This is a genomic window from Granulicella mallensis (assembly GCF_014203225.1).
Classification (GTDB): domain Bacteria; phylum Acidobacteriota; class Terriglobia; order Terriglobales; family Acidobacteriaceae; genus Granulicella; species Granulicella mallensis_A.
The window spans coordinates 146,046-165,853 of sequence record NZ_JACHIO010000001.1; the positions used below are offsets into that span (position 1 = coordinate 146,046).

18 protein-coding genes are annotated in these 19,808 nt (G+C 56.9%); 5 read left to right on the forward strand and 13 right to left on the reverse strand.

Annotation, left to right across the window (positions count from 1 at the left end; all coding sequences use genetic code 11):
• Positions 1-184 precede the first annotated feature (184 nt).
• A complete protein-coding gene (locus tag HDF15_RS00550) occupies positions 185-1,069 on the reverse strand; it encodes a LysR family transcriptional regulator (protein ID WP_184252335.1) in 885 nt (294 codons plus the stop codon).
• Positions 1,070-1,375: 306 nt separating this feature from the next.
• Here HDF15_RS00550 and katG point away from each other — a divergent pair, with 306 nt between their 5' ends.
• Positions 1,376-3,643, forward strand: coding sequence for a catalase/peroxidase HPI (gene katG / locus HDF15_RS00555; RefSeq protein WP_184252336.1), 2,268 nt, complete (start codon positions 1,376-1,378; stop codon positions 3,641-3,643).
• A 171-nt stretch (positions 3,644-3,814) separates the two neighbouring features.
• On the opposite strand, the gene mdcH is transcribed toward katG, so the two are convergent.
• From mdcH to mdcA, 8 genes are read right to left on the reverse strand one after another with little or no spacing between them, the layout of a single operon-like run.
• A complete protein-coding gene (gene mdcH / locus HDF15_RS00560; RefSeq protein WP_184252337.1) occupies positions 3,815-4,732 on the reverse strand; it encodes a malonate decarboxylase subunit epsilon in 918 nt (305 codons plus the stop codon).
• 17 nt (positions 4,733-4,749) lie between these two features.
• Entirely contained in the window at positions 4,750-5,385 is a 636-nt protein-coding gene (locus HDF15_RS00565; protein WP_184252338.1) for a malonate decarboxylase holo-ACP synthase, read from the reverse strand.
• A 6-nt stretch (positions 5,386-5,391) separates the two neighbouring features.
• Positions 5,392-6,339, reverse strand: a complete 948-nt coding sequence (locus HDF15_RS00570) for an AEC family transporter (protein ID WP_184252339.1) — start codon at positions 6,337-6,339, stop codon at positions 5,392-5,394.
• Positions 6,340-6,348: 9 nt separating this feature from the next.
• Positions 6,349-7,182 carry a biotin-independent malonate decarboxylase subunit gamma gene (gene mdcE, locus HDF15_RS00575; RefSeq protein WP_184252340.1) on the reverse strand — a complete coding sequence of 278 codons (834 nt, stop codon included), beginning with the start codon at positions 7,180-7,182 and terminating at the stop codon, positions 6,349-6,351.
• Positions 7,179-8,054, reverse strand: coding sequence for a biotin-independent malonate decarboxylase subunit beta (locus tag HDF15_RS00580; protein WP_184252341.1), 876 nt, complete (start codon positions 8,052-8,054; stop codon positions 7,179-7,181). The genes mdcE and HDF15_RS00580 overlap by 4 nt, the downstream gene beginning before the upstream one ends.
• Complete coding sequence (locus HDF15_RS00585) at positions 8,051-8,347, reverse strand: malonate decarboxylase subunit delta (protein ID WP_184252342.1); 297 nt, start codon at positions 8,345-8,347, stop codon at positions 8,051-8,053. Before HDF15_RS00585 ends, HDF15_RS00580 begins: the two co-directional genes overlap by 4 nt.
• Positions 8,334-9,242, reverse strand: a complete 909-nt coding sequence (locus tag HDF15_RS00590) for a triphosphoribosyl-dephospho-CoA synthase (protein ID WP_184252343.1) — start codon at positions 9,240-9,242, stop codon at positions 8,334-8,336. Before HDF15_RS00590 ends, HDF15_RS00585 begins: the two co-directional genes overlap by 14 nt.
• On the reverse strand, positions 9,242-10,897 hold the full coding sequence (gene mdcA / locus HDF15_RS00595) for a malonate decarboxylase subunit alpha (protein ID WP_184252344.1): 1,656 nt from the start codon (positions 10,895-10,897) through the stop codon (positions 9,242-9,244). Before mdcA ends, HDF15_RS00590 begins: the two co-directional genes overlap by 1 nt.
• A gap of 106 nt (positions 10,898-11,003) precedes the next feature.
• Here mdcA and HDF15_RS00600 point away from each other — a divergent pair, with 106 nt between their 5' ends.
• Positions 11,004-11,891 carry a LysR family transcriptional regulator gene (locus HDF15_RS00600; RefSeq protein ID WP_184252345.1) on the forward strand — a complete coding sequence of 296 codons (888 nt, stop codon included), beginning with the start codon at positions 11,004-11,006 and terminating at the stop codon, positions 11,889-11,891.
• A gap of 215 nt (positions 11,892-12,106) precedes the next feature.
• On the opposite strand, the gene HDF15_RS00605 is transcribed toward HDF15_RS00600, so the two are convergent.
• The 4 genes from HDF15_RS00605 to HDF15_RS00620 form a co-directional block, all read right to left on the reverse strand.
• Positions 12,107-13,411 (reverse strand): glycosyltransferase, encoded by a 1,305-nt coding sequence (locus HDF15_RS00605; protein WP_184252346.1) that lies wholly within the window; start codon positions 13,409-13,411, stop codon positions 12,107-12,109.
• A gap of 264 nt (positions 13,412-13,675) precedes the next feature.
• Entirely contained in the window at positions 13,676-14,173 is a 498-nt protein-coding gene (locus HDF15_RS00610; RefSeq protein WP_184252347.1) for a DUF302 domain-containing protein, read from the reverse strand.
• 196 nt (positions 14,174-14,369) lie between these two features.
• Positions 14,370-15,110 (reverse strand): SDR family oxidoreductase, encoded by a 741-nt coding sequence (locus HDF15_RS00615; protein ID WP_184252348.1) that lies wholly within the window; start codon positions 15,108-15,110, stop codon positions 14,370-14,372.
• 418 nt (positions 15,111-15,528) lie between these two features.
• Complete coding sequence (locus HDF15_RS00620; RefSeq protein ID WP_184252349.1) at positions 15,529-16,119, reverse strand: TetR/AcrR family transcriptional regulator; 591 nt, start codon at positions 16,117-16,119, stop codon at positions 15,529-15,531.
• 248 nt (positions 16,120-16,367) lie between these two features.
• Between HDF15_RS00620 and HDF15_RS00625 the strand changes: the two genes are divergently transcribed.
• From HDF15_RS00625 to HDF15_RS00635, 3 genes are all read left to right on the forward strand, one after another.
• A complete protein-coding gene (locus HDF15_RS00625) occupies positions 16,368-17,330 on the forward strand; it encodes an AraC family transcriptional regulator (protein ID WP_184252350.1) in 963 nt (320 codons plus the stop codon).
• A gap of 65 nt (positions 17,331-17,395) precedes the next feature.
• Entirely contained in the window at positions 17,396-18,565 is a 1,170-nt protein-coding gene (locus HDF15_RS00630; protein WP_184252351.1) for a hypothetical protein, read from the forward strand.
• A complete protein-coding gene (locus HDF15_RS00635) occupies positions 18,562-19,773 on the forward strand; it encodes a hypothetical protein (protein WP_184252352.1) in 1,212 nt (403 codons plus the stop codon). The genes HDF15_RS00630 and HDF15_RS00635 overlap by 4 nt, the downstream gene beginning before the upstream one ends.
• Positions 19,774-19,808: the final 35 nt, after the last annotated feature.

Consider the following 19,808-nt stretch of genomic DNA (forward strand, 5'->3'; position numbering starts at 1 on the left):
AGGGAACGAAATATTCCTACAAATTCATACAAATAGCCGCCATTCGCACTAACCCCAGCTAAGCTGAACACTACGGTCACGAGGACTCTCAGACAGAAGAAGGCGAGAGGCTGCCATTTTATGTTAAAAATAAACAAAACCGTCTGAAGTGAGATTGATTGAGCAACCGGCAAATGAGCCAGCGCTAACTGATCCGCTGTTCCGCTTTTTGGATTCCCGACAAAAAGGCTTGCTGGACACGGTTGAAGCTGCGCCCGCGCAGAGTGGCGGCGACGATGGTGCGCGTTGCGCGCGTGTCGCTGAGGCGCACATAGCGGCAGCCAGCGTTCCGGTCTATGGCCATTTCAGGGACGAGCGAGATGCCGACGCCAGCGGCGACCATTCCAAAGAGGCTGCTGAACTGGCCGCTCTCAAATGCAATCCGCGGTGCGACACGGGCGCGGGTACAGGCGGCGATGCTGAGGTCGCGGAAGCAATGGCCGTCTCGCAGCATCACAAAGGGCTCTCCACGGAGATCTTTGAGAGCAAGCGATTCGCTGCCGGCGAGCGGGTGCTCCTTCGGCAGCACCGCGAAGAGCGGTTCGGTGCAAAGAGGAAACAGCTCCAGGTCCTTGTAGCGCAGAGGAAGGGCAAGAATCGCAAGATCGATCGACAGGTTTCGCAGACTTTCCAGCAGGATCGGCGTTGTCTCTTCCACGATGCGCAGTTTGGCTTCAGGATGCTTTCTCGTAAAGGCCTTGGTGTAATGCGGCATCAGGTAGGGTGCAATGGTCGGAATCACTCCTACGGAGACGCTGCCGCGAACGTCCGCGCACTTGTCGGTCACACTGGATCGCGCCGTCTCCATCTGGGTCAGAATCGAGCGGGCATGGGGCAGAAAGGCGCGACCGGCCTCGGTGAGGCGGATGCTGCGGCCCAGGCGGTCGAAGAGCTTTGAGCCCAGGTCTTCCTCAAGCTTGAGAACCTGTTGCGAGAGCGAGGGCTGCGCGACCTGACAGCGCTCGGCAGCACGGCTGAAACTGCCCGTTTCCGCGATGGCACAGACGTAACGCAGCTGATGAATCTCCATAGTTTGTACCTATACTCCGGATGCTCATTATGTATTGGAGCTATCGATCTCCATAATGCTACATTCGTTGGGTCGAGACAAACGGAAACGTGGTCACGACGCACGGCACCGGCATGGCACATGTTTTGCCGGGGAGCTGGTGAGAATGACAGTGGATGAGGAGTGTAGCTACTGGCGGCGGAGGTGGGCCGCTGCATGTATACAACCGACAATCCATTAAAGATGCCATCAGTGCGAACACGCCCTGATCTATTACCTGGGTTCCAGGCCCAGTAGTTGGGCCCAACAGTTAGAGGGAGAAAATATATGTCAACTGAAGCGAAATGCCCGTTCAATCACACTGCCGGTGGAGGCACAACGAACCGTGATTGGTGGCCGAGCCAGTTAAATCTGAGAATTCTGCACCAGCACACCTCCCAGTCCGACCCCCTGGACAAGGACTTCAACTATGCCGAGGCGTTCAAGAGCCTCGATCTGGCAGCCGTAAAGAAGGACCTCCTCGCGGTGATGACGACCTCGCAGGAATGGTGGCCGGCAGACTTCGGTCACTACGGACCTTTTTTCATTCGCATGGCCTGGCACAGCGCCGGCACCTACCGTACCGGCGACGGTCGCGGCGGCGCAGGATCGGGCCAGCAGCGCTTCGCTCCTCTCAACAGCTGGCCCGATAACGTCAGCCTCGACAAGGCACGCCGCCTGATCTGGCCGGTCAAGCAAAAGTACGGCAACAAAATCTCCTGGGCTGACCTGATCGTTCTCACCGGCAACGTCGCGCTGGAGTCGATGGGCTTCAAGACCTTCGGTTTCGCAGGTGGGCGCGCGGACGTCTGGGAGCCGGACGAAGACATCTATTGGGGGACCGAGACCACCTGGCTGGGCGGCGATCATCGCTACGGCAAGGGAAAGCCCGCTGACGAGGGCGTGCTCGTGGCCGATGCGGCACTGCATGGCACCGAGAAGGATCGTACCGGCGCTGGCTCCAATGAGCGCAATCTCGAGAACCCGCTCGCTGCGGTGCAGATGGGCCTGATCTATGTGAACCCGGAAGGCCCGGATGGCAACCCGGATCCTGTCGCTTCGGCCCACGATATCCGCGAGACCTTTGCGCGCATGGCCATGAACGATGAGGAGACCGTCGCGCTGATCGCTGGCGGCCACACCTTCGGCAAGACTCACGGCGCAGGCCCTTCGTCCCATGTGGGACCTGAGCCCGAAGCCGCAGGGCTTGAGGAGCAGGGCCTGGGTTGGAAGAGCAGCTTCGGCACCGGCAAGGGCGGCGATGCGATCACCAGCGGCCTGGAAGTCATCTGGACGACCAAGCCGACGACATGGAGCAACGAGTTCTTTGAACACCTGTTCGCCTACGAATGGGAGCTGACGAAGAGCCCGGCTGGTGCGAACCAGTGGAAGCCGAAGGGTGACTCAGGCGCCGGCACTGTGCCGGATCCGCATGACTCCACCAAGCGCCGTACGCCGTCCATGCTGACCACCGATCTGGCCCTGCGCTTCGATCCAGCTTATGAGAAGATCTCGCGGCGCTTCCTTGAGAATCCTGACCAGTTCGCCGACGCATTCGCTCGTGCGTGGTTCAAGCTAACGCACCGTGATATGGGTCCGCGTGAACGCTATCTCGGTCCGGAGGTTCCTGCCGAAGAGCTCATCTGGCAAGACCCCATCCCCGCAGTCGACCACACACTGGTGGATGCGCAGGACATCGCCGCTCTCAAGAGCACGATCCTGGCTTCGGGTCTGCCGGTCTCACAACTGGTTTCGACCGCGTGGGCGTCGGCATCCACCTTCCGTGGCTCCGACAAGCGTGGCGGTGCGAACGGCGCGCGTCTCCGTCTGACTCCGCAGAAGGATTGGGCAGTGAACGAGCCGGACCAACTGGAGAAGACGCTGAAGACGCTCGAAGGTATCCAGAGCGACTTCAACGGCAAGCAGACCGGCGGCAAGAAAATCTCGCTCGCCGACCTGATCGTCCTGGCCGGTGTCGTGGGTGTGGAGCAGGCAGCGAAGAATGCCGGCCACAGTGTCACGGTTCCCTTTACACCGGGACGCGCGGATGCCTCGCAGGAGCAGACCGATGTGGAGTCTTTCGCCGTGCTCGAACCGATCGCCGACGGCTTCCGCAACTATCTCAAAGGCAAGTACACCGTGCCGGCAGAGAAGCTGCTGATCGACAAGGCTCAGCTACTGACGTTGACCGCTCCTGAACTGACAGTGCTGATTGGTGGCCTGCGTGTTCTGAACGCCAACTTCGGACAGACAAAGCATGGCGTCTTCACCAAGCGTCCGGAGACACTGACCAACGATTTCTTCCTCAACCTGCTCGATATGGGGACGGAGTGGAAGGCAATCTCAGCCGCACAGGATGTGTTTGAAGGACGCGATCGTAAGACAGGGGAAGTCAAGTGGACCGGCACTCGTGTCGATCTTACCTTCGGTTCGAACGCCCAGCTTCGGGCTCTGTCCGAGGTCTACGGAAGTTCGGACGCGCAGGAGAAGTTTGTCCACGACTTCGTAGCAGCCTGGAACAAGGTGATGAACCTTGATCGTTTCAACCTTGCGTAAGCCTGCAAGGTAGCCCTTAGGCTCTTACAACACTCGACCCTCAACCTGACACCGGATTCGTCCGGACCAGGTCGAGGGTCGAGCTTTTTCTGTTTATGGAATGGCAATTCTCTGTGCCCTTGAAGCGATAGCGCCAGGGTCTTTCTGCCGGCGGCGTTATCTCCTGAGCCATCAACTCAGGGCAAGATGCAACAACTTGTCGAAGTTATCCGGTGTGATCGCATTCGCTTTGATATTAGGAAGGTTCTCCTGGGCCAGATCCCTCAAGGTGTGACCGGGCGGCAACTGGAGAAACAGTTCACAGCCGAGTTCCTGCGCGACGCTAGTAGCGTCATGCCAGCGCACTCCATGGGCGATATTGTCGGCCAGATCTTTGGCTATGCCCTTTGCGGTGCGCACAGCCCGTGCACTCACATTTGCGATATAGATCACCTTCGGATCCTGGACCGGGATCGCCTCCAGTTGTGCGTGGAGTGAGTCGGCGATGGGCTGCAAGAGCGGGCAGTGGGATGGTACCGGCACATCCAGCAGTTCTGCCTTCCTAGCCCCTTGTGATAGGGCTTTCTCCAACACAGCTTTCATCCCTTCAATGGAACCGGCAATCACAACCTGTCTAGGAGCATTGATGTTTCCCACGAATACGGGATGCGCCGTTGTACTCTCTGCGGCAACCAGCTTGATCACCTGCGCCTCGTTGAGCCCAACAATGGCCGCCAATCCATATCCGGTCGGATACAGGTGTTCCATTTGTTCAGCTCGCGAGCGCACCAGGAGTACTGCATCCGAGAGTTCAATCGCCTCAGACACGACGGCGGCTGAGAAAGCACCGATGGAGAGCCCCGCCACGGCGAGTGGCCGCACACCGCTCCGCTGCAGGGCTCGCGCAGTAGACACGCCTGCTGCAAAGATAGCCAGTTGGACTGAAACAGGAGAGCGCAGAGCCTCCGTGGAATCCAAAGTCCGAATGTCACGCCCCAGGACCTCGCTTATCTCGGCCAGGGTTTCGTCGACAACTGGATGCTGAACGAGATCGTGAAGCATCTGCGGCCTTTGCGATCCCTGGCCTGGGAAGAGCAATCCTGTATTCATCTCAAACGACCTTCATCCTATATATCCCAAGGGTCTTCAACGAGCTGCTGCCCGTCAGGAGTGCGAATCAGAATCTTTGCCGATCGCCGAAGGGCATACTCCTCAAGCGAAAATCCGCAATATGGTGTTTCGATACGTACATCAACCTTCGCCGGTAAGGAACTCAAGGTGCCCCATAGATCGCGAGCGATGGCATGATCTATCCTCTGCGGAGCGAAGAGCGCAAGGTCGAGGTCACTGGCTTCGCTAATCACACGATCGCCGGTGGCTAGCTCAAAACCAACACTACCGACCGGTCCCCAACTTAAATCAAGGTCCGTCAGTTCCCTCTCAACAAGAGCAAGAGTCTTGAGTGCCGGAACCGACTTGCGAGAGTCATGGGCAAGAGAGACGCGCAGTTGGGCGGGACGCTTGATCAAGGCCACATCTGCCATGTCCATGAAACCGCCCCATCGTTGACTCCTGTCAGTCCCTCGAACTCCGACAGCCACCTTGCCAACCGGTGCGTTTACCCTCCGCACAACAACCCACGGGCTGCGCTTCATTGCCGTCTGTACCCACGCGGGTTCAGCTATACACGCGGGATGAACCCTTCCTAAGCTCAGCAGCAGAAGGTCGTGTACTTGCGGTGCATCATCGATTGCGCCTGCCATAAAACCTCAAAAGTACTTCGCCATGACCAGCATCCATACCGCTAGCGTAAGCCATCCCGCGCCATAGGAGGCAATCAATCCGGAACTGGCGGTCTCAGGTGTCGCATCAAAACTTTTCCCGAAGACCAAACCAAAGAAGCCACCTGGAATGGCGCTGATAATCGTGATGTCTCGAACATGATCGCGGCTCATATGGAAGAGAAGAGTCATACCGAGAGCAAAGAGCGGTTGGGCCAAGAGAATGGCTACGGTTGTCCAAAGCACGGCCCTGTTGAAACGAAACCGTTGCGCTGAAACGACCACACCCGTAAGAATGAGCGCGGAACCCGTTGCCGCACTTCCGAGAGTCATGAGGGTACGGTTCGCGTAGCTCGGCAGATGCACACCGAAGTAGGCGCCCACCAGCGCCAGGGCTGGAGCCCAGACGACCGGGCGGGCGAGAGCTCGGACAAAACTCCGCAGCACATTTCCAAGGCTGATCCCGGTTCCCTGCGACTGCTTATCCGCTTCAAGAAGCGCCACTGTCAGTGGGGAGATCGTAATGGCGCCAACAGCAATGGACAGCGCTGCCGTGACAGAGGATGCTGGACCGTACGATGCGGCAAACAGAGGCAGCGCGACAGCGGCCGAGTTCGGAAATCCGACCGTAAGAGCCAACACCGAAGAATCGGAGACCGACAACTTAAGCGATCGCCGCGCCCATAGATAACTCGCCGCATAAAGCGCAGTGAATACAAGCGTGATCATCAGAGCCGTTGGAATGTGTTGCTCCAGATCTGCTCTCGATGTTCGGAGGATGATTGAAAACAAGGCACAGGGGATCGCGAAGTTCATGACCAGCACGATCAGGTTGCGGACATTCACGTTATCCATGAGGCCTCGCCGGCCTGCCAGGTACCCCAACAGCAGGCCGACGAAGATTGGAACCAGTGCGTCGAGAAGAACGGTGGTCATGGCTATCCCTTAGGCGTTCTGCCACTGTGCTTCGAGCAGGGCGCGGACCGCAATACTGGCCTTGCGCGTCTGCTTTGCGGCGTCGGATTCGAGACGATTACCGAGGTCGGTCGATCCAGCACGTGCGTCTTGAATCGCTTCCATCAGTGACTGCTTCACGGTTTCGACTTCGGACGCTGTGGGCTGCAGAGGATTCTCTACGTGGAGCAGCTTGTAGAGCAGGCCAAGCTTGGCGTAGTCCTTGACGTCATACGACATGGGAGCAATCTCATGTCCGAGCCGCTCGAGCTCCGCTACGGACCGTCGTGTGATTCTCGCTGCTGCCTCTTTGTGCATGGCGTGAATGACGATGCCTGCATCGTCGAAGGCGAGGATACGGTTCGCTTGATAGCCATGAGTGAGAAAGCCGCCAGAGAAGGCATGTCCCGCAACCAGGCTGATGACTGGATGACCCGCCATCCTCGCGGAGGCATAGGCATCTGCCGCGGTTGCGGCTGCCAGGAAGATTCCTGCTGTCTCTTCACGACGACCGTAGGCCTGGCTTTTAACGTCGACGATCGCAATGATCGGACGCTTTTCTGCCTTCGGCTTGTCGCGGTCTTCGGCGATCGCTTCACGCACTCGCGTGGCCAGCGTATAAGCCTCTTCCAGACCTACCTGCCCGTCCCGCACACAGGGGAACCGGCTCTCCGGGTTCGGCACAACACAAAGAAATAAGCTGGTCTCGTTACCCAATAGATTGTTCGAGACGAGCACAGAACCTGGATCCCCTGTCAGCGGTTTATTCTTTCCGGTCAGAGTCTGAAACCAGGCTCTTCCGCGCAATCCTACGCGTTCGCTCATCGCGCACCTCCCGTGGTGTCGTTGCCATTCCATTTCTGTCGCAGGCTTATCGGATCGATCTGTTTGGACGTATCCAGTGCAGCAATACGATCGCGATAGAGCTTGACCTGTTCGCTTCTATGCTCGGACGGCGGACCGGCCTGAACATATCCGCGAATCGCAGAAGCGATCTTGTCGGCATCGTCTTCGACGAGCGCATCTGCCTCTCCCATGCCGACTCGCTGTTCGCCACCATGAATCGCCCAGATCAGAGCCCGGTCTGACGCATCGAACTCGTCAATGCCGGACTCTTGTTCGATGACCTCAGGGCCGTTGAGTCCAAGGCGAGCCTCTTTGGTCATGACGACATAGCTTGATACTCCAGCCGCCAGTGACATGCCGCCGAAACAGCCCACGGTACCGGCAACCACAGTGATCACCGGGGCGTGCTGACGCAAGGCGAGGATTGATGAGATCACCTCGGCAATCGCAGCGAGTCCAAGGTTCGCTTCCTGCAACCGCACACCACCGGTCTCAAGAAGGAGCACAGCAGCCGTCTTCTTTCCGGCTTCTGAGTCTTTCGTTGCAAGATCCAGAGCCGCTGTCATCTTGGCGCCGGACACTTCCCCGATGCTGCCTCCCTGAAATGCTCCTTCGAGAGAGACGACAACCGCCGACAGGCCGCCAATCTTACCTTTGATCACAATGCAACCGTCGTCGGCTTGTGGCGTGACTCCCTGAATGGCCAACCAGGGGGATTCGACTCGATCAAACGGACCGACCAACTCTTTCGCAGTCCCCTCATCGAACAGGCTCTGGGCGCGTGCCCGGCCATCCAGTTCGATGAAGCTCTTGCGGTTTACGAATGCGGGAAAGATCTCTGATGTGCTCATTGCTCAATCACCTCCACTGCCTGTTCCAACCGCAGCAGCACGCTCCCTGGAGTTGCGCCTGCATCGTTGATCTGGATCTTTACGGCTCCATCGAACTTCGAGAAGAACCGGTCAAAGACCGCCTTCCACGAGTCCTGAAAGCCATTCACGCTGGTGGTAATCGAGACGTGTGCCCCGTCGCCGCCAGCCGGCTCCATGAGGACTTCCATATCTCCAGACCCCACTACGCCGACATAAGCCTTCTTCGTAATGCGACGTTTCGCCGCCGGATAATCGAACTCAATCTGTTCCATGTGATTCCTCCAAAAGACTGTTGTCCCTTTCCACGTCGTACAAACCTCGTTCTACTGCGTCCAGAAAGAGCGTGGCCGCAAGCAGATCCGCGCTTCCTCCCGGAGAGATGTTTCTGGCAAAAAGTTCACGATCAAGGCGACGCAACGCCGCGTCTCCGGCAGCAGAGCCAGGGCCTCCTGAGGAGAGCACCGCTCTCGCACCCCGTTTGACCGTCTGTAGCCCCTCGTCTCCGCCGCGATAGAGGACACAGGTGTCTTCCAGACTCGCCATAATGGCAAGGAGAGCGGAGAGCCTGCTGTTTGTCTCCGACACTCCACGCTCACGAGCAGCGCGCAGAGCAGGAAGACCAACCGCCACAACGTGAGGAAAGCCGGCATAAGCCTCTCCCCGCGCCCCTGTTGCTCCATAACGGCTCCGAACCAGGTCACCATGAGAGACGAGTTGCGGCCTGGCAGAGTCAGGAAGTCGAGCGAGGAGACCTGCGTCTTCCGCGATGGCTTCAGGGCAGAGACTGTCACTGTGTGCCGTCGCCGTGACCAGGAGCCCCAACACCCAGATAGCTCCTTTGTGAGCATTGCTTCCGCCGGTTTTGCGCAGCATTGCAGCTTCTGCTTCACGGCCGATGGCGGCAACCTCTGCTCGTAAGGACCGGTCCATCGGGGCGGTGCACGATGCGGCAGCCATGGCCGCGAAGTACGGAGCAATAGCCCCCGCGGATCGTCGCATGATATCCAGCGACAGATCCGAATGCGCCCCGGATCCTCGCCGGTCAACCAGGCCAGGCTTGGGAGTGAGTTCGGCTTCGGCAACCAGCGCCTGCTGGGCCAACTCCGCCAACTGATCCGCCTTGAGCAACGCCGGAATCGTCTTCGTCATGAGAATCATGTTTGCCATTACCAGTTCCTGAACTTCGCGGGTGCTTGGTAGAGGCCGCCGGACCACGCGACCAGGTCTTCCATGCTTCGTGCTGCAAGCAGAGAACGGTTGGCCTGAAGACGATGGACACCGATGTCTTCGGGATACGCTACGATTCCCTTGCGCCGCAGCTCAGCGGTCTCCTCAGGCTTTGCCTTCAGGCCGACCGGGCTTACACCTGCGACTGCTGCCAGTGCACGGCGGCGCTCTTCGATACCCTCTGTCTTATACAGATAGGCAATGCCCTCTTCCGTCACCACGTGGCTTACGTCGTCTCCATAGATCATGATCGGCGCGATGGGCATCCCTGCCTGCTTGCCGACCTCGACCGCATCCAGCGTTTCAACGAAAGCAGGAACACCGCCTTTGGCAAAGGTTTCAAGCGTCTGAACCACGAGCTTCCGTCCTCGTGCGGTCGGAGCAGGATCTGTTTTGAGGTCGAGCCACGCGGGACTTGAGTGCCTGCGTCCGTGGGGATCGCTTCCCATATTCGGCGCACCGCCGAAACCAGCTAAACGTCCCGTCGTTACGGTGGAAGAGTTGGCATCGCCATCCATCTGAAGAGTAGCTCCGACAAAGGCATCTACGGCGTACTGTCCTGCCAGTTGGCAGAGAACACGGTTGGAGCGGAGGCTGCCGTCACGGCCAGTGAAGAAGATGTCAGGACGAGCGCGGATGTACTCATCCATTCCCACTTCGCTGCCGAAGGAGTGCACGCTCTCGACCCAACCGCTCTCGATGGCCGGAATCAACGTTGGATGCGGGTTGAGGGCCCAGTGTTTGCAGATCTTCCCGCGCAGCCCCAATGACTCGGCGTAGGTTGGGAGCAGAAGCTCGATGGCCGCTGTATCAAAGCCGATGCCATGGTTCAACGACTGAACCTGATGCCTCTCGTAGACGCCACGAATGACCATCATGCCTGTCAGGATCTGGAGATCGTTGATGTGTCGCGGATCACGCGTGAACAGCGGCTCCACGGCGAACGGCTTATCCGCCTCAATCACGATGTCGATCCAGGACGCCGGGATATCTACCCGGGGAAGTTTATCGACGATCTTGTTGACCTGCACGATCACGATAGCGTCATGAAAAGCCGCGGCTTCAACGATGACCGGAGTATCTTCAGTGTTCGGACCCGTAAAGAGATTGCCTTCCTGGTCGGCCTGCTCGGCACATACAAGAACCACATTCGGAACGAGGTCGACCAGCAGCCGCGCATACAGCTCGACATAGGTATGAATCGCTCCAATCTCGAGTACTCCATCTTCGAGAAGCTGCGCCACACGAAGACTCTGGGGCCCCGCGAAGGCAAAGTCCACCTTCTTTGCGATGCCTAGTTCAAAGAGTGTGAGGTGCTCGGGACGGCTGATGCTGGAGATGATGAGATGGAGATCGTGAATCTTCTTCGCATCGACCTGTACCAGGGAGCGGGAGAGGAAGTCCGCCTGCTTCTGATTGTCTCCCTCCATCACGATGCGGTCGCCACTCACGATGACTGACTCCAAGGCCTCGATTGTCTTCTCTCGATGCAGGACGGGGCCGCTCATCCAGGCTTGTACGGCTCGCATACGCCGCGCCTTCTCGTCACGCCGGGTCGTCCAGGACTTTCGTTGCTGCAGTATATGTTCGCTCATTCGGCTACTCCTTCTGCCTTTCACTTACAATTAGAGTCTTGTTTTCGTGATTAGGATAGTTGTATGTTTCTATGAGTGTGATGAATTTTGCTAATCAGGAGTGGTCATGGAAATCCGTCAGATTCGCGCGTTTTTGTCCGTTGCAGACACGCTCCATTTCGGCCGTAGCGCAAAGCTCCTTTACCTGAGCCAGCCCGCACTCAGCCTGCAGATCAAGGCTCTGGAGGATGAACTCAAAGTAACGCTCCTGAATCGGAACCGTCAGGGCACTTCCCTCACCGAGGCTGGACGAATCTTCCGAGAGAACGCTGCCATTGCCCTGGAACAGTTGGAAACCGCGAGCCAAAGGGCTCAATGGACCGCTTCGGGCAGGCTCGGTCGTATCCGCATCGGGTTCATCTCCACGGCCGGACAAGAGATCGTGCCGACTCTTATACGACGATTTCGCACACTCTACCCCGACGTCGAATTCTCTCTTCGGAATATCCTCACCAGCGATCAAGTCGGTATGATTCAAAATCGCACCCTGGATGTAGGGTTTCTGCGTTTGCCTATCGAAGAAGCAAAAGGAATCGAGGTGGCTACCGTGCATCGGGAATCCCTCGTTGCTGTCCTGCCGTCGAATCATCGGCTTGCCTCCGGAAAAGAGATACGCCTGCGCGAGCTTCGAGGAGAGAAGTTCGTCATGTACGAACGGAATTTCGCTCCAGGATTCCATGACTTTCTGGCCGGCATACTCAACCGTGCCGGAGTGGTTCCGGATGTCTCCCAAACGGCGAGCGAAATGTCGACACTTGTCTCGCTAGTGGACTCCGGACTGGGTATTGCAGTTCTACCTGCTTCTGCTGTGAAGCAACGCATTGCGAAGATTGCCATCTGCTCGATCGTCGACAAAATTCCCCAGTCTGAAATCGGAATGATCTTTGCGAAACAAGCTAACGTTCCGGCCATCGAAAACTTCTGTGATCTTGCTAGAACTCTCTTCCACATCTAAGAACAGTGTCCAGCGGAGTTAAGGAGAAGCTAGATTTCTCATACTAGCTTGCCCGTTGTCGCAACCGATCTTCCCAGCGCCATCGCATTCGAAAATTCAGCAGGAATAGCCAAGTCATGGCGGTTTTTGCCAAAATGAAAATTAAGTGGCTGTAAAAACGACGGCTGGGATTACTCCCAGCCGTCGTTTATGTGTGTCGTACTCTGACAGCGGTCTTACGCGCGCGAGAGCTCCAGAGGACGATTTTCGAGGGCCTGCTCGAAAGCACGCTCGATAGCTTCGGCAGCGACGTCAAGTCCACGGCGCTTCGCAATCACGTCTCTGAAGTACTGCGCCTTCTCGCTATAAGCGGGAGTGTGCAGAACTTTCTGAATCAACTCGTGAAGGCCGTCGATGGTGAGGTCGTCGACCTGAAGAGCCTCGCCGACTCCGTGGTGGGCAAGGCGGATAGCTACACCGAACTGGTCATAGCCGATGGGGATCGCCACCATCGGCACGCCCAGTGCGAGCGATTCAAGCGCCGTATTGAGACCAGCATGCGTAATACAAAGCACTGAACGCTTGAGAAGTTCGAGCTGAGGCGCTTTGTCGACGACGATCACGTTGGACGGGATGGGGCCAAGATCGGTGAGATCAATATTGGTCCCCTTCGCGAGAACGACCTGGATTTCGGGCATCCGTCCTACTGCGGGCAGAATGGTTTTATAGATGCTGTCGAGGCCGTTGACGAGGGTTCCCAGAGAGGCATAGACGAGGGGCCTGCCATCCAGCTTCTCCCAGGGAAACGGGATGGGCTCGCGGCCTGCATCGTCGAAGAAGGGTCCGGCGTAGTGGAACTGTGGAGGCCAGGGAATGCCGGGCAAGTCGAACTCTTGGGGCGTTTGCGACACGACGGCTACCGCGTGCCTGGAGACCGTTGCAGCGGGATCACTCCAGTCCAGCTTCAAGCCGGCCCGCTCCGCGTATTCTTCCGCGAGAGGTTGCACGATACCGAAAAATGCGTTGTCGCTCTTTTTGAGATCCTCGGTATTACGCGCACGCGCCTCGGGGGTGTCCTCGTACCGCCCCGACACAACAGAAGGAAGCGTGGCACCTGAAAAATCGATGTTCAAGATGGCCCATACATGCGCATACGGGATACCCAGACTCACAGGAACGACTTCGAGATACATGTGGATCGTGTCGAACACCAACGCCTGAACACCGGTTTCAGCGATTACACGCGGCAGGTGCTGCGACGCCAACTGAAACATGGCCCTGCCTGCCCCCTGAATGGTCCAGCGGGTTGTCTCCATGCCGTGGAGCTTTGCAGCCGGGGCGAGGATGCTCGCGGATGATCCTGCAGGAAGTTCCTCTTCGCAGTAGGAGACGAAGTTCAGTCCAGCGGCGTGGGCGTAGGGCCCGACATCAGGAATTCCAATGAAGACGATCTCGTGCCCCCGAGACTGCAATTTGCGGGCCAGCGCGATCATTGGATTGAGGTGGCCGGTGAGCGGCATACTAATAAAGCCAATTTTCATTTGAAGACTCTCTCTATCTTTCTTGTGGTGTCTCGCGTCCGTCAGAAGCAACTGCGGTGCGGCTCAAAAGGCGCCGCGAACGCGTTTCCGCGTACTAAGAAAAACACGGAGAAAGGAAGTTTATTCCTGATCTTAGAGTTATTTCCGACCAGTCGGTATATTGATAAATTTTAGAAACAGCCATCCAGCCTTTAAATGGGTGTGCTATTGCGGGAAAGAATCAAGTCATCACTTCACAGGGAAAGCCAATCATGCCATGCGGAATTAGCCGGTAGCATCGACCATAAGCTTGATTACCTTGGAGTCCAATGCCTCCGCGACCGCAAGAGCTTCTGCATTGCAATAAGGCGCAAGATGACTTCGCATGGTGTCATAGCGAAGGTGTACGAGCCCATTCCGTTCAAAGACAAGGATCGTTATAGGGGCGTACGAACCAGCTTCAAGAATATGGCGAGCCATATCATTCATGATTAGAGGATTTCCCGCGATGATCCGCACCATGCGGTGCGACTGCTGCACTGACGGATCGCGCTGCATGGCAGCGCCCAGATCCAGCCTAAGAAACTCCATTAACCCTGCTGATCCAACGACTTCATTAATCAGAGTCTGAAACTCCGCGAACGAAGGCGAGTCATCCATTCTGCGTCTCAGATCGCCCATCTCTGGACGGCCAATCCCTTCATTGAGCCTCGCAAGGACCTCTTCGAAGCTTCTCGACGATTCCATTGAGACCCGATCTACCGGCACTACAGTGATAGTCATTTTTTCTCCTGAACGTACAGAAGCGTTGCATCACGCAGCTAATGGCACGGCATAAAGGCTAACTCCGCTCGGCCAACGATAGCACTATCGCCTCCTGTCAGCATTCATCAGAAACGGGCACATTCTCTAGGGTCACCGTTCACAACGGGCTTGGGACTGCGTTATCCCAAACCCGTTGCGGAGGACTCAAGAGCATTTACCAGGGCAGTTCTTTGCCAAGATGAATGAACTTTCCGTTGGGGCCGTCCTCACCGATCAAGGCAAGTTCGACGCTGGTCTTGGCTCCGTCGACGATCTCCATCTGGGCGTGCTGCGTGCCCAATTCGGTCTTCACCCATCCCGGATGAGCCGAATTCACCTTGATGTTGGTGGACTGCAGTTCGGCAGCCAGGTGAACCGTGAATTGATTCAGCGCAGTCTTCGACGCGTTATAGGCGAAGGCCTTGAATGGCAAGATGGGGCTTCCAGGCATTGATTGCAGCGTAAGTGAACCCACGATGCTCCCTAGATTTACGATTCGGCCTGCAGGGCTCTTCTTCAGCAGAGGAAGAAACTCGCGCGTGATGGCAACAACGGAGAAGAGGTTTGCATTGAAGACCGACTGCAGCTCTTCTTCTGTCGTCTCGATGGTATGGGCATTCAACAGTCCCCCCTCACCCCCGACACCGGCGTTGTTAACAAGGATGTCGAGTTTGCCGAACTTCTCGGCCACAAAGCTGGCAGCCGCCTTTCGGTCCGCATCCTTGGTGATATCCAGGCCTACGGGATAGGCTTCGATGTTCTCCGCCACCAGTTTATCCGCGGCCTCTTGCGCAGCCTGCGCCGTCCTGCCGCCGACAATGACCGCAATTCCCTTATGCCCTAACTGACGTGCCGTTTCAAGGCCAATTCCACGAGTTGCTCCAGTAACGAGTGCTACTTTCTTATCGCTAGGCATCTATCTGCCCTCCTGAGTGAATTGGATGGAGATCTTCTGAAGGTGATTCTTAAAATCGACCAGTCGGAAGTATTTACAAGAGAATACCATCCAGATTCTTCATAGTAACTTTCCCGTTGCGCTAAGCGATCTCCTCACCATGATCGCTCTCGAAAAAGCATCAGGAATAGCCAAATCATGTTGTTTTTCGCCAAGATTGTCGCCTCATCCGAGACTAGCTTCAGAATGGAACAGGACCGCGAGTGTCGATGTGGCGCGGGATGGAGCACGATTGCTCAGTCCGTATGGGCACAGGAGCGCACAGACGGCTCTCGAATCTGGTCGCATCCAAGAGAAAGATCATGCCAGCATTCAAGTTTGTTCGAAATGTAGTGACAACCGCGATCAGCGTTCCCGCTGTCAAGGCGCTGGCGAGAGACTAAGTTTTTCTGTCGGTCAGGGTATCTAGATACGCGTTCATATGCTTTCCAGCTCTTTCGAGGAAACCTGACTTCTTATCGAGCCGATCCAGGACCATGGCTCCTTCAAAGAGCGATATCAAGAGGGCTGCCACGTCTTCCGGTTCGACGCCTGCCCGGATCTCCTTACGGGCCTGTCCTTCCGCCACAGTGTTCTGAAGGTAGAGACGCCATTGTTTGAGAGCATTCCGCGCCAGCTTCTTGAGCGCCGGGTTGCCGTCATCGCTGTCGACAATGGTGTTAATCAGAGGACAGCCGCCCGAAAACTGGGGGAGCGATACCAGATGGTCGACGTGTAGCTTCAGCTTTTCAATCGCATTTGCGACGGTATCCATCCTGGCGAGCCGGGCGCTGCTTGTCTCCTTCCAGGCATATTCGAAGGCGGCAATGGAGAGGGCCTCTTTATTGGGAAAGTGGCCATACAGGCTGCCTTTTTCCAGACCGACCGCCTCGACGATATCCTGCATGGAACAGCCATCGAAGCCTTTTCGATTAAAAAGGGGTGCCGCTTTCACGATAATCCGGTTCCGCGTTTCCGTTCCTTTGCTCATATGTGATCTACTGTGCCCACCTCATCGTTTTGCATGCAACACTAATAGTAGACGGTGAATTGACCCCAAACTGCGACGTAGCAACCGCTCTCGCTCGTGGCAGCGCCTCATCCATCCATGGGTTCGAATTACCCATGCCAGCACGGCCTCCTATACCTGAGCTTTTAGAGCGTACTGAAAAGAAGCGCAAAGAGTCTTGTCTGCCCGCTCCAGTTAAGGCCGGACAACCCTAAAAGGCAGCCACAAATATGGATCTCTCCACTAACATCCCAACCGTCTGGAATGGACTTGCCGAAGCCATGTATTTGAAGGATTCGCCGACGGCAAACGTCAGGCTATCCGAACTTGCTTCATTCTCGTTTGGCAGATTGCAAAGCAGCGAAGGTCTCGTGGAAATCGCACAACCGCTCGTTGGGGAGCGCGGCTACATTGTTGTGCTGCAACTCAAGACGATACCTTTCATCGAACAATTCCTGGGCGGAAAGAGAGTGTCGAGTGGCTCTTACCCCGTTGGAGCGGTCAGTGCCATCGACCTGCAAAATGAACCTGCATGTTTCCTCCCCAATCCCTTCGACGCGTTAGTGCTGTATGTCATGCAAACGGCTCTGGATGAGATTGCCTATGACCATCAGCTCCCCTGGGTGGAGCAGTTGACCTGGCCCCACGGAACAGTTGATCCCGTTGTTCATCATCTCGGGCAATCTCTCCTCTCTTCGCTGGATCACCCCACTCACACGTCGAAGCTCTTTTTAGACCACGTCCTGCACGCCTTGAACTGCCATTTTGTATGTTCTTACAACGCTGCTGCAAAATCGATCCCACCCCTTCGTGGTGGACTCGCGCCCTGGCAGATGCGAAGAGCCACCGAGTTGCTGGACACTCATATCGATGGAAATATTGCCCTTCGAGAGGTTGCGGAGGCCTGCGGCTTATCCTTAGGCCATTTCGCGCGAGCCTTCGCAAAGAGCTTTCGCAAGCCGCCTTACAGGTGGTTGATCGAACGGCGTGTAGAGAGGGCAAAGCATTTTATGATCAACTCGCACCTGCCACTAGCCGACATCGCGCCTCTGTGTGGATTTGCGGATCAATCTGCACTCACCCGCTCCTTCAAACGAATACAAGGGATAAGTCCGGGGATATGGCGACGGAGAACCACTGGCAATAGCAGAGAGTCATACAATTCAAACAATGGCGATCACTTCTATATGTAAGGAACTGGCTTGCCACCCAATCGTTCATTTACAGTCGTTCCAAGACTTTCTCCGGAGGTAAATCGATGCCTCACTCCCTGGGCCACCTAAGTTCCCCAAGAGCGATCTCGGCAACGCGCCGCGATTTTCTGCGCGGAACCATTGGCGCCCTCTCGATGGCCTCGATGCCGCGCAGCTTGACAGCTCAGACATCCCTATTACGGACGGCACAGAAGACGATCCTGGTGACCTTTGGAGGCGGAGCGCGCGACGAAGAGACCTTCGCCGAGGAAGGCCAGGAAAATATCCCGAACCTTCTGCATACCCTGCTTCCACAGGGGACCTTCTTCAGCCAGGTCATCAACGCCGGCATTCTCGGCCACTACGTTGCGACGGCAAGCATCGTGACTGGAAGCTACGAGCGATTCGACAACTTCATTGCGCAGGCTCCGCCCAACCCGACACTCTTCGAGTACTACAGAAAAGGTCTGCGCCGTCCAGCGACCGATACGTGGGTGATTGCTCCGAGCAACGGCTTTCAGCGCATTGGCAGCAGCAGCCACAAAAACTTTGGACCGGAGTATGGTGCCGGAGTGATTCTTCCCAAGCGACTGCTGGCAGCCGCACTGCACGATAACAAGGCGACGGACGGTGAGGCGCTCTCCCATCTGCTACAGGACAGCTACGAGATGCCGGAGTACCAGCCACTGCAATCGGGGATGGACCGCGAGCTGCACCTCGACATGCTGGAGTCGTCGCTGCGGCTCTCCGTGCAGGACTTCGTGCAGAAGGCTCGCAGCCTCGACAGCGCCGATGAGCTCTCGATCTACATCACGCGGCAGCTCATGAAACAGCAGGCTCCTTCTTTGATGATGCTGACGCTGCACGATATGGACATCGCGCACTCCGGCTCCTACTCGCTGTATGTAGATGCGATTCAGCGGGCCGACCGACTCTGCGCGGAGCTGTGGAACATGGTGCAGACGGACCCGGAGTACAAGGACCGCACCACGCTCTACATCATGCCCGACTTTGGCCGCGACGCCGATAACGACCCGGCGGGTAACGGCTTCCAGCATCATCGAACAGGCGGCGCGATGGCACGTACTACGTGGATGCTGGCGCTGGGACCGCATCTGCGTCAAAACACGATTGTGGACCACCCGATCGAGTCGATCGACCTGGTTCCTACCATCGGCAGCTATCTCGGCTTTGAAACAGCCTCCACCGGCAAAGTCATTCGGGAGCTTCTATGACACCGGATCAGCTGGTCGCCTCATCGTTTAACGGATACCCTGCCGCCGCACGCCGGTTCGCGGTGGAGCATCTCTCGCTGCTGCAGCGGCTTCCGCTGGTGGTGTGTCCCTCGTTTCTACAGCAGATTCAGAACCTGGATACCAGCTTTCCAGCCGAGAAGGAATCGCTGCGGTGGCAATGCGATGCCCTGCAAAAGCTTGCGCCGGAGAGATACTCCGCGCTGGCCAGCCCTCTCGCGGCACTTTCAGTTTCCCCCTCGCTTCAGTCTCTAGACTGGGTGCAGTCGCCCGCAAGCTTTATTCCCGAACTTACCGCCTATCTATGGTCCAGCGGACAGATTAACCAGTTCCGGCTTGGGGCAAGCGCGCTCTTTGCATCCGTCCCCAGCCGCGAAGACACAACGCATCGGCTCGTGTTCGTGATGCTTGGGCAGGGCGCCCAGGTCGAGAGTGGAAAGGTTCTTCGGAAGCTAAGTAAACAAGGAGTCTTCTTCAGTTCTCTGAAGACCGCTACGGCTCTACAGGATATCCGCCAGGCCATAGAGTCGCATGCCTCCAAAGCCAGCGCTCCGTATGCGAATTGGTACGTGGATGGCGGAGTGATCTCTGATGAAATAGCGGGCAAGCTCTCAAATACAACTGCAGTCAGTTATACAGGCCTGTCCAAGCTGCGCGAGCGCGTGCTGGAGAGGATGCAGGGAGCTGTAACTCTTACCAGCAGCAGCGGAGGAGCCGAACAGATACATACCCGGCTCACCAATACATCATGGCGTGACGTAGGCGCCTCTGAGATCACCAGCGACCCGGTGCTGCAACGCTTCTATACGGAGCTCTTCACAGAAAGCTCAGGGCCGCAGATCTTCAGTACAAGCTTTGTGCAGTGGACCGGCCGGGAACTCATTCGCAGAGCACAGCCGCAAACGCTGCTGTTGCGCTACACGCCGCGCCAGAGCCACCGTGACATGCGCGAGATGTTCGCCTCCGCGACACCCTCGTCCTTCGATCCACAGGGCTCCTTCCGGGATGCTGAGATGGGAGCCTATTACAACTGGATCGAGATGAGCAGAATCGCTGCGCCTGGAAAGCTCACGTTCATGGCATGGGTGGAGAACAAACCTTTTGCGGTAATCGCAGGAGCCGGCGCACCGGCAGGAACGATCTGCGCCACACCGATGAGCATCGCCGAAGCCCTGCAAAACTTTGGGTAAAGAACTTTGAGGAAAGAAAAAGGCTCCCCCACGAT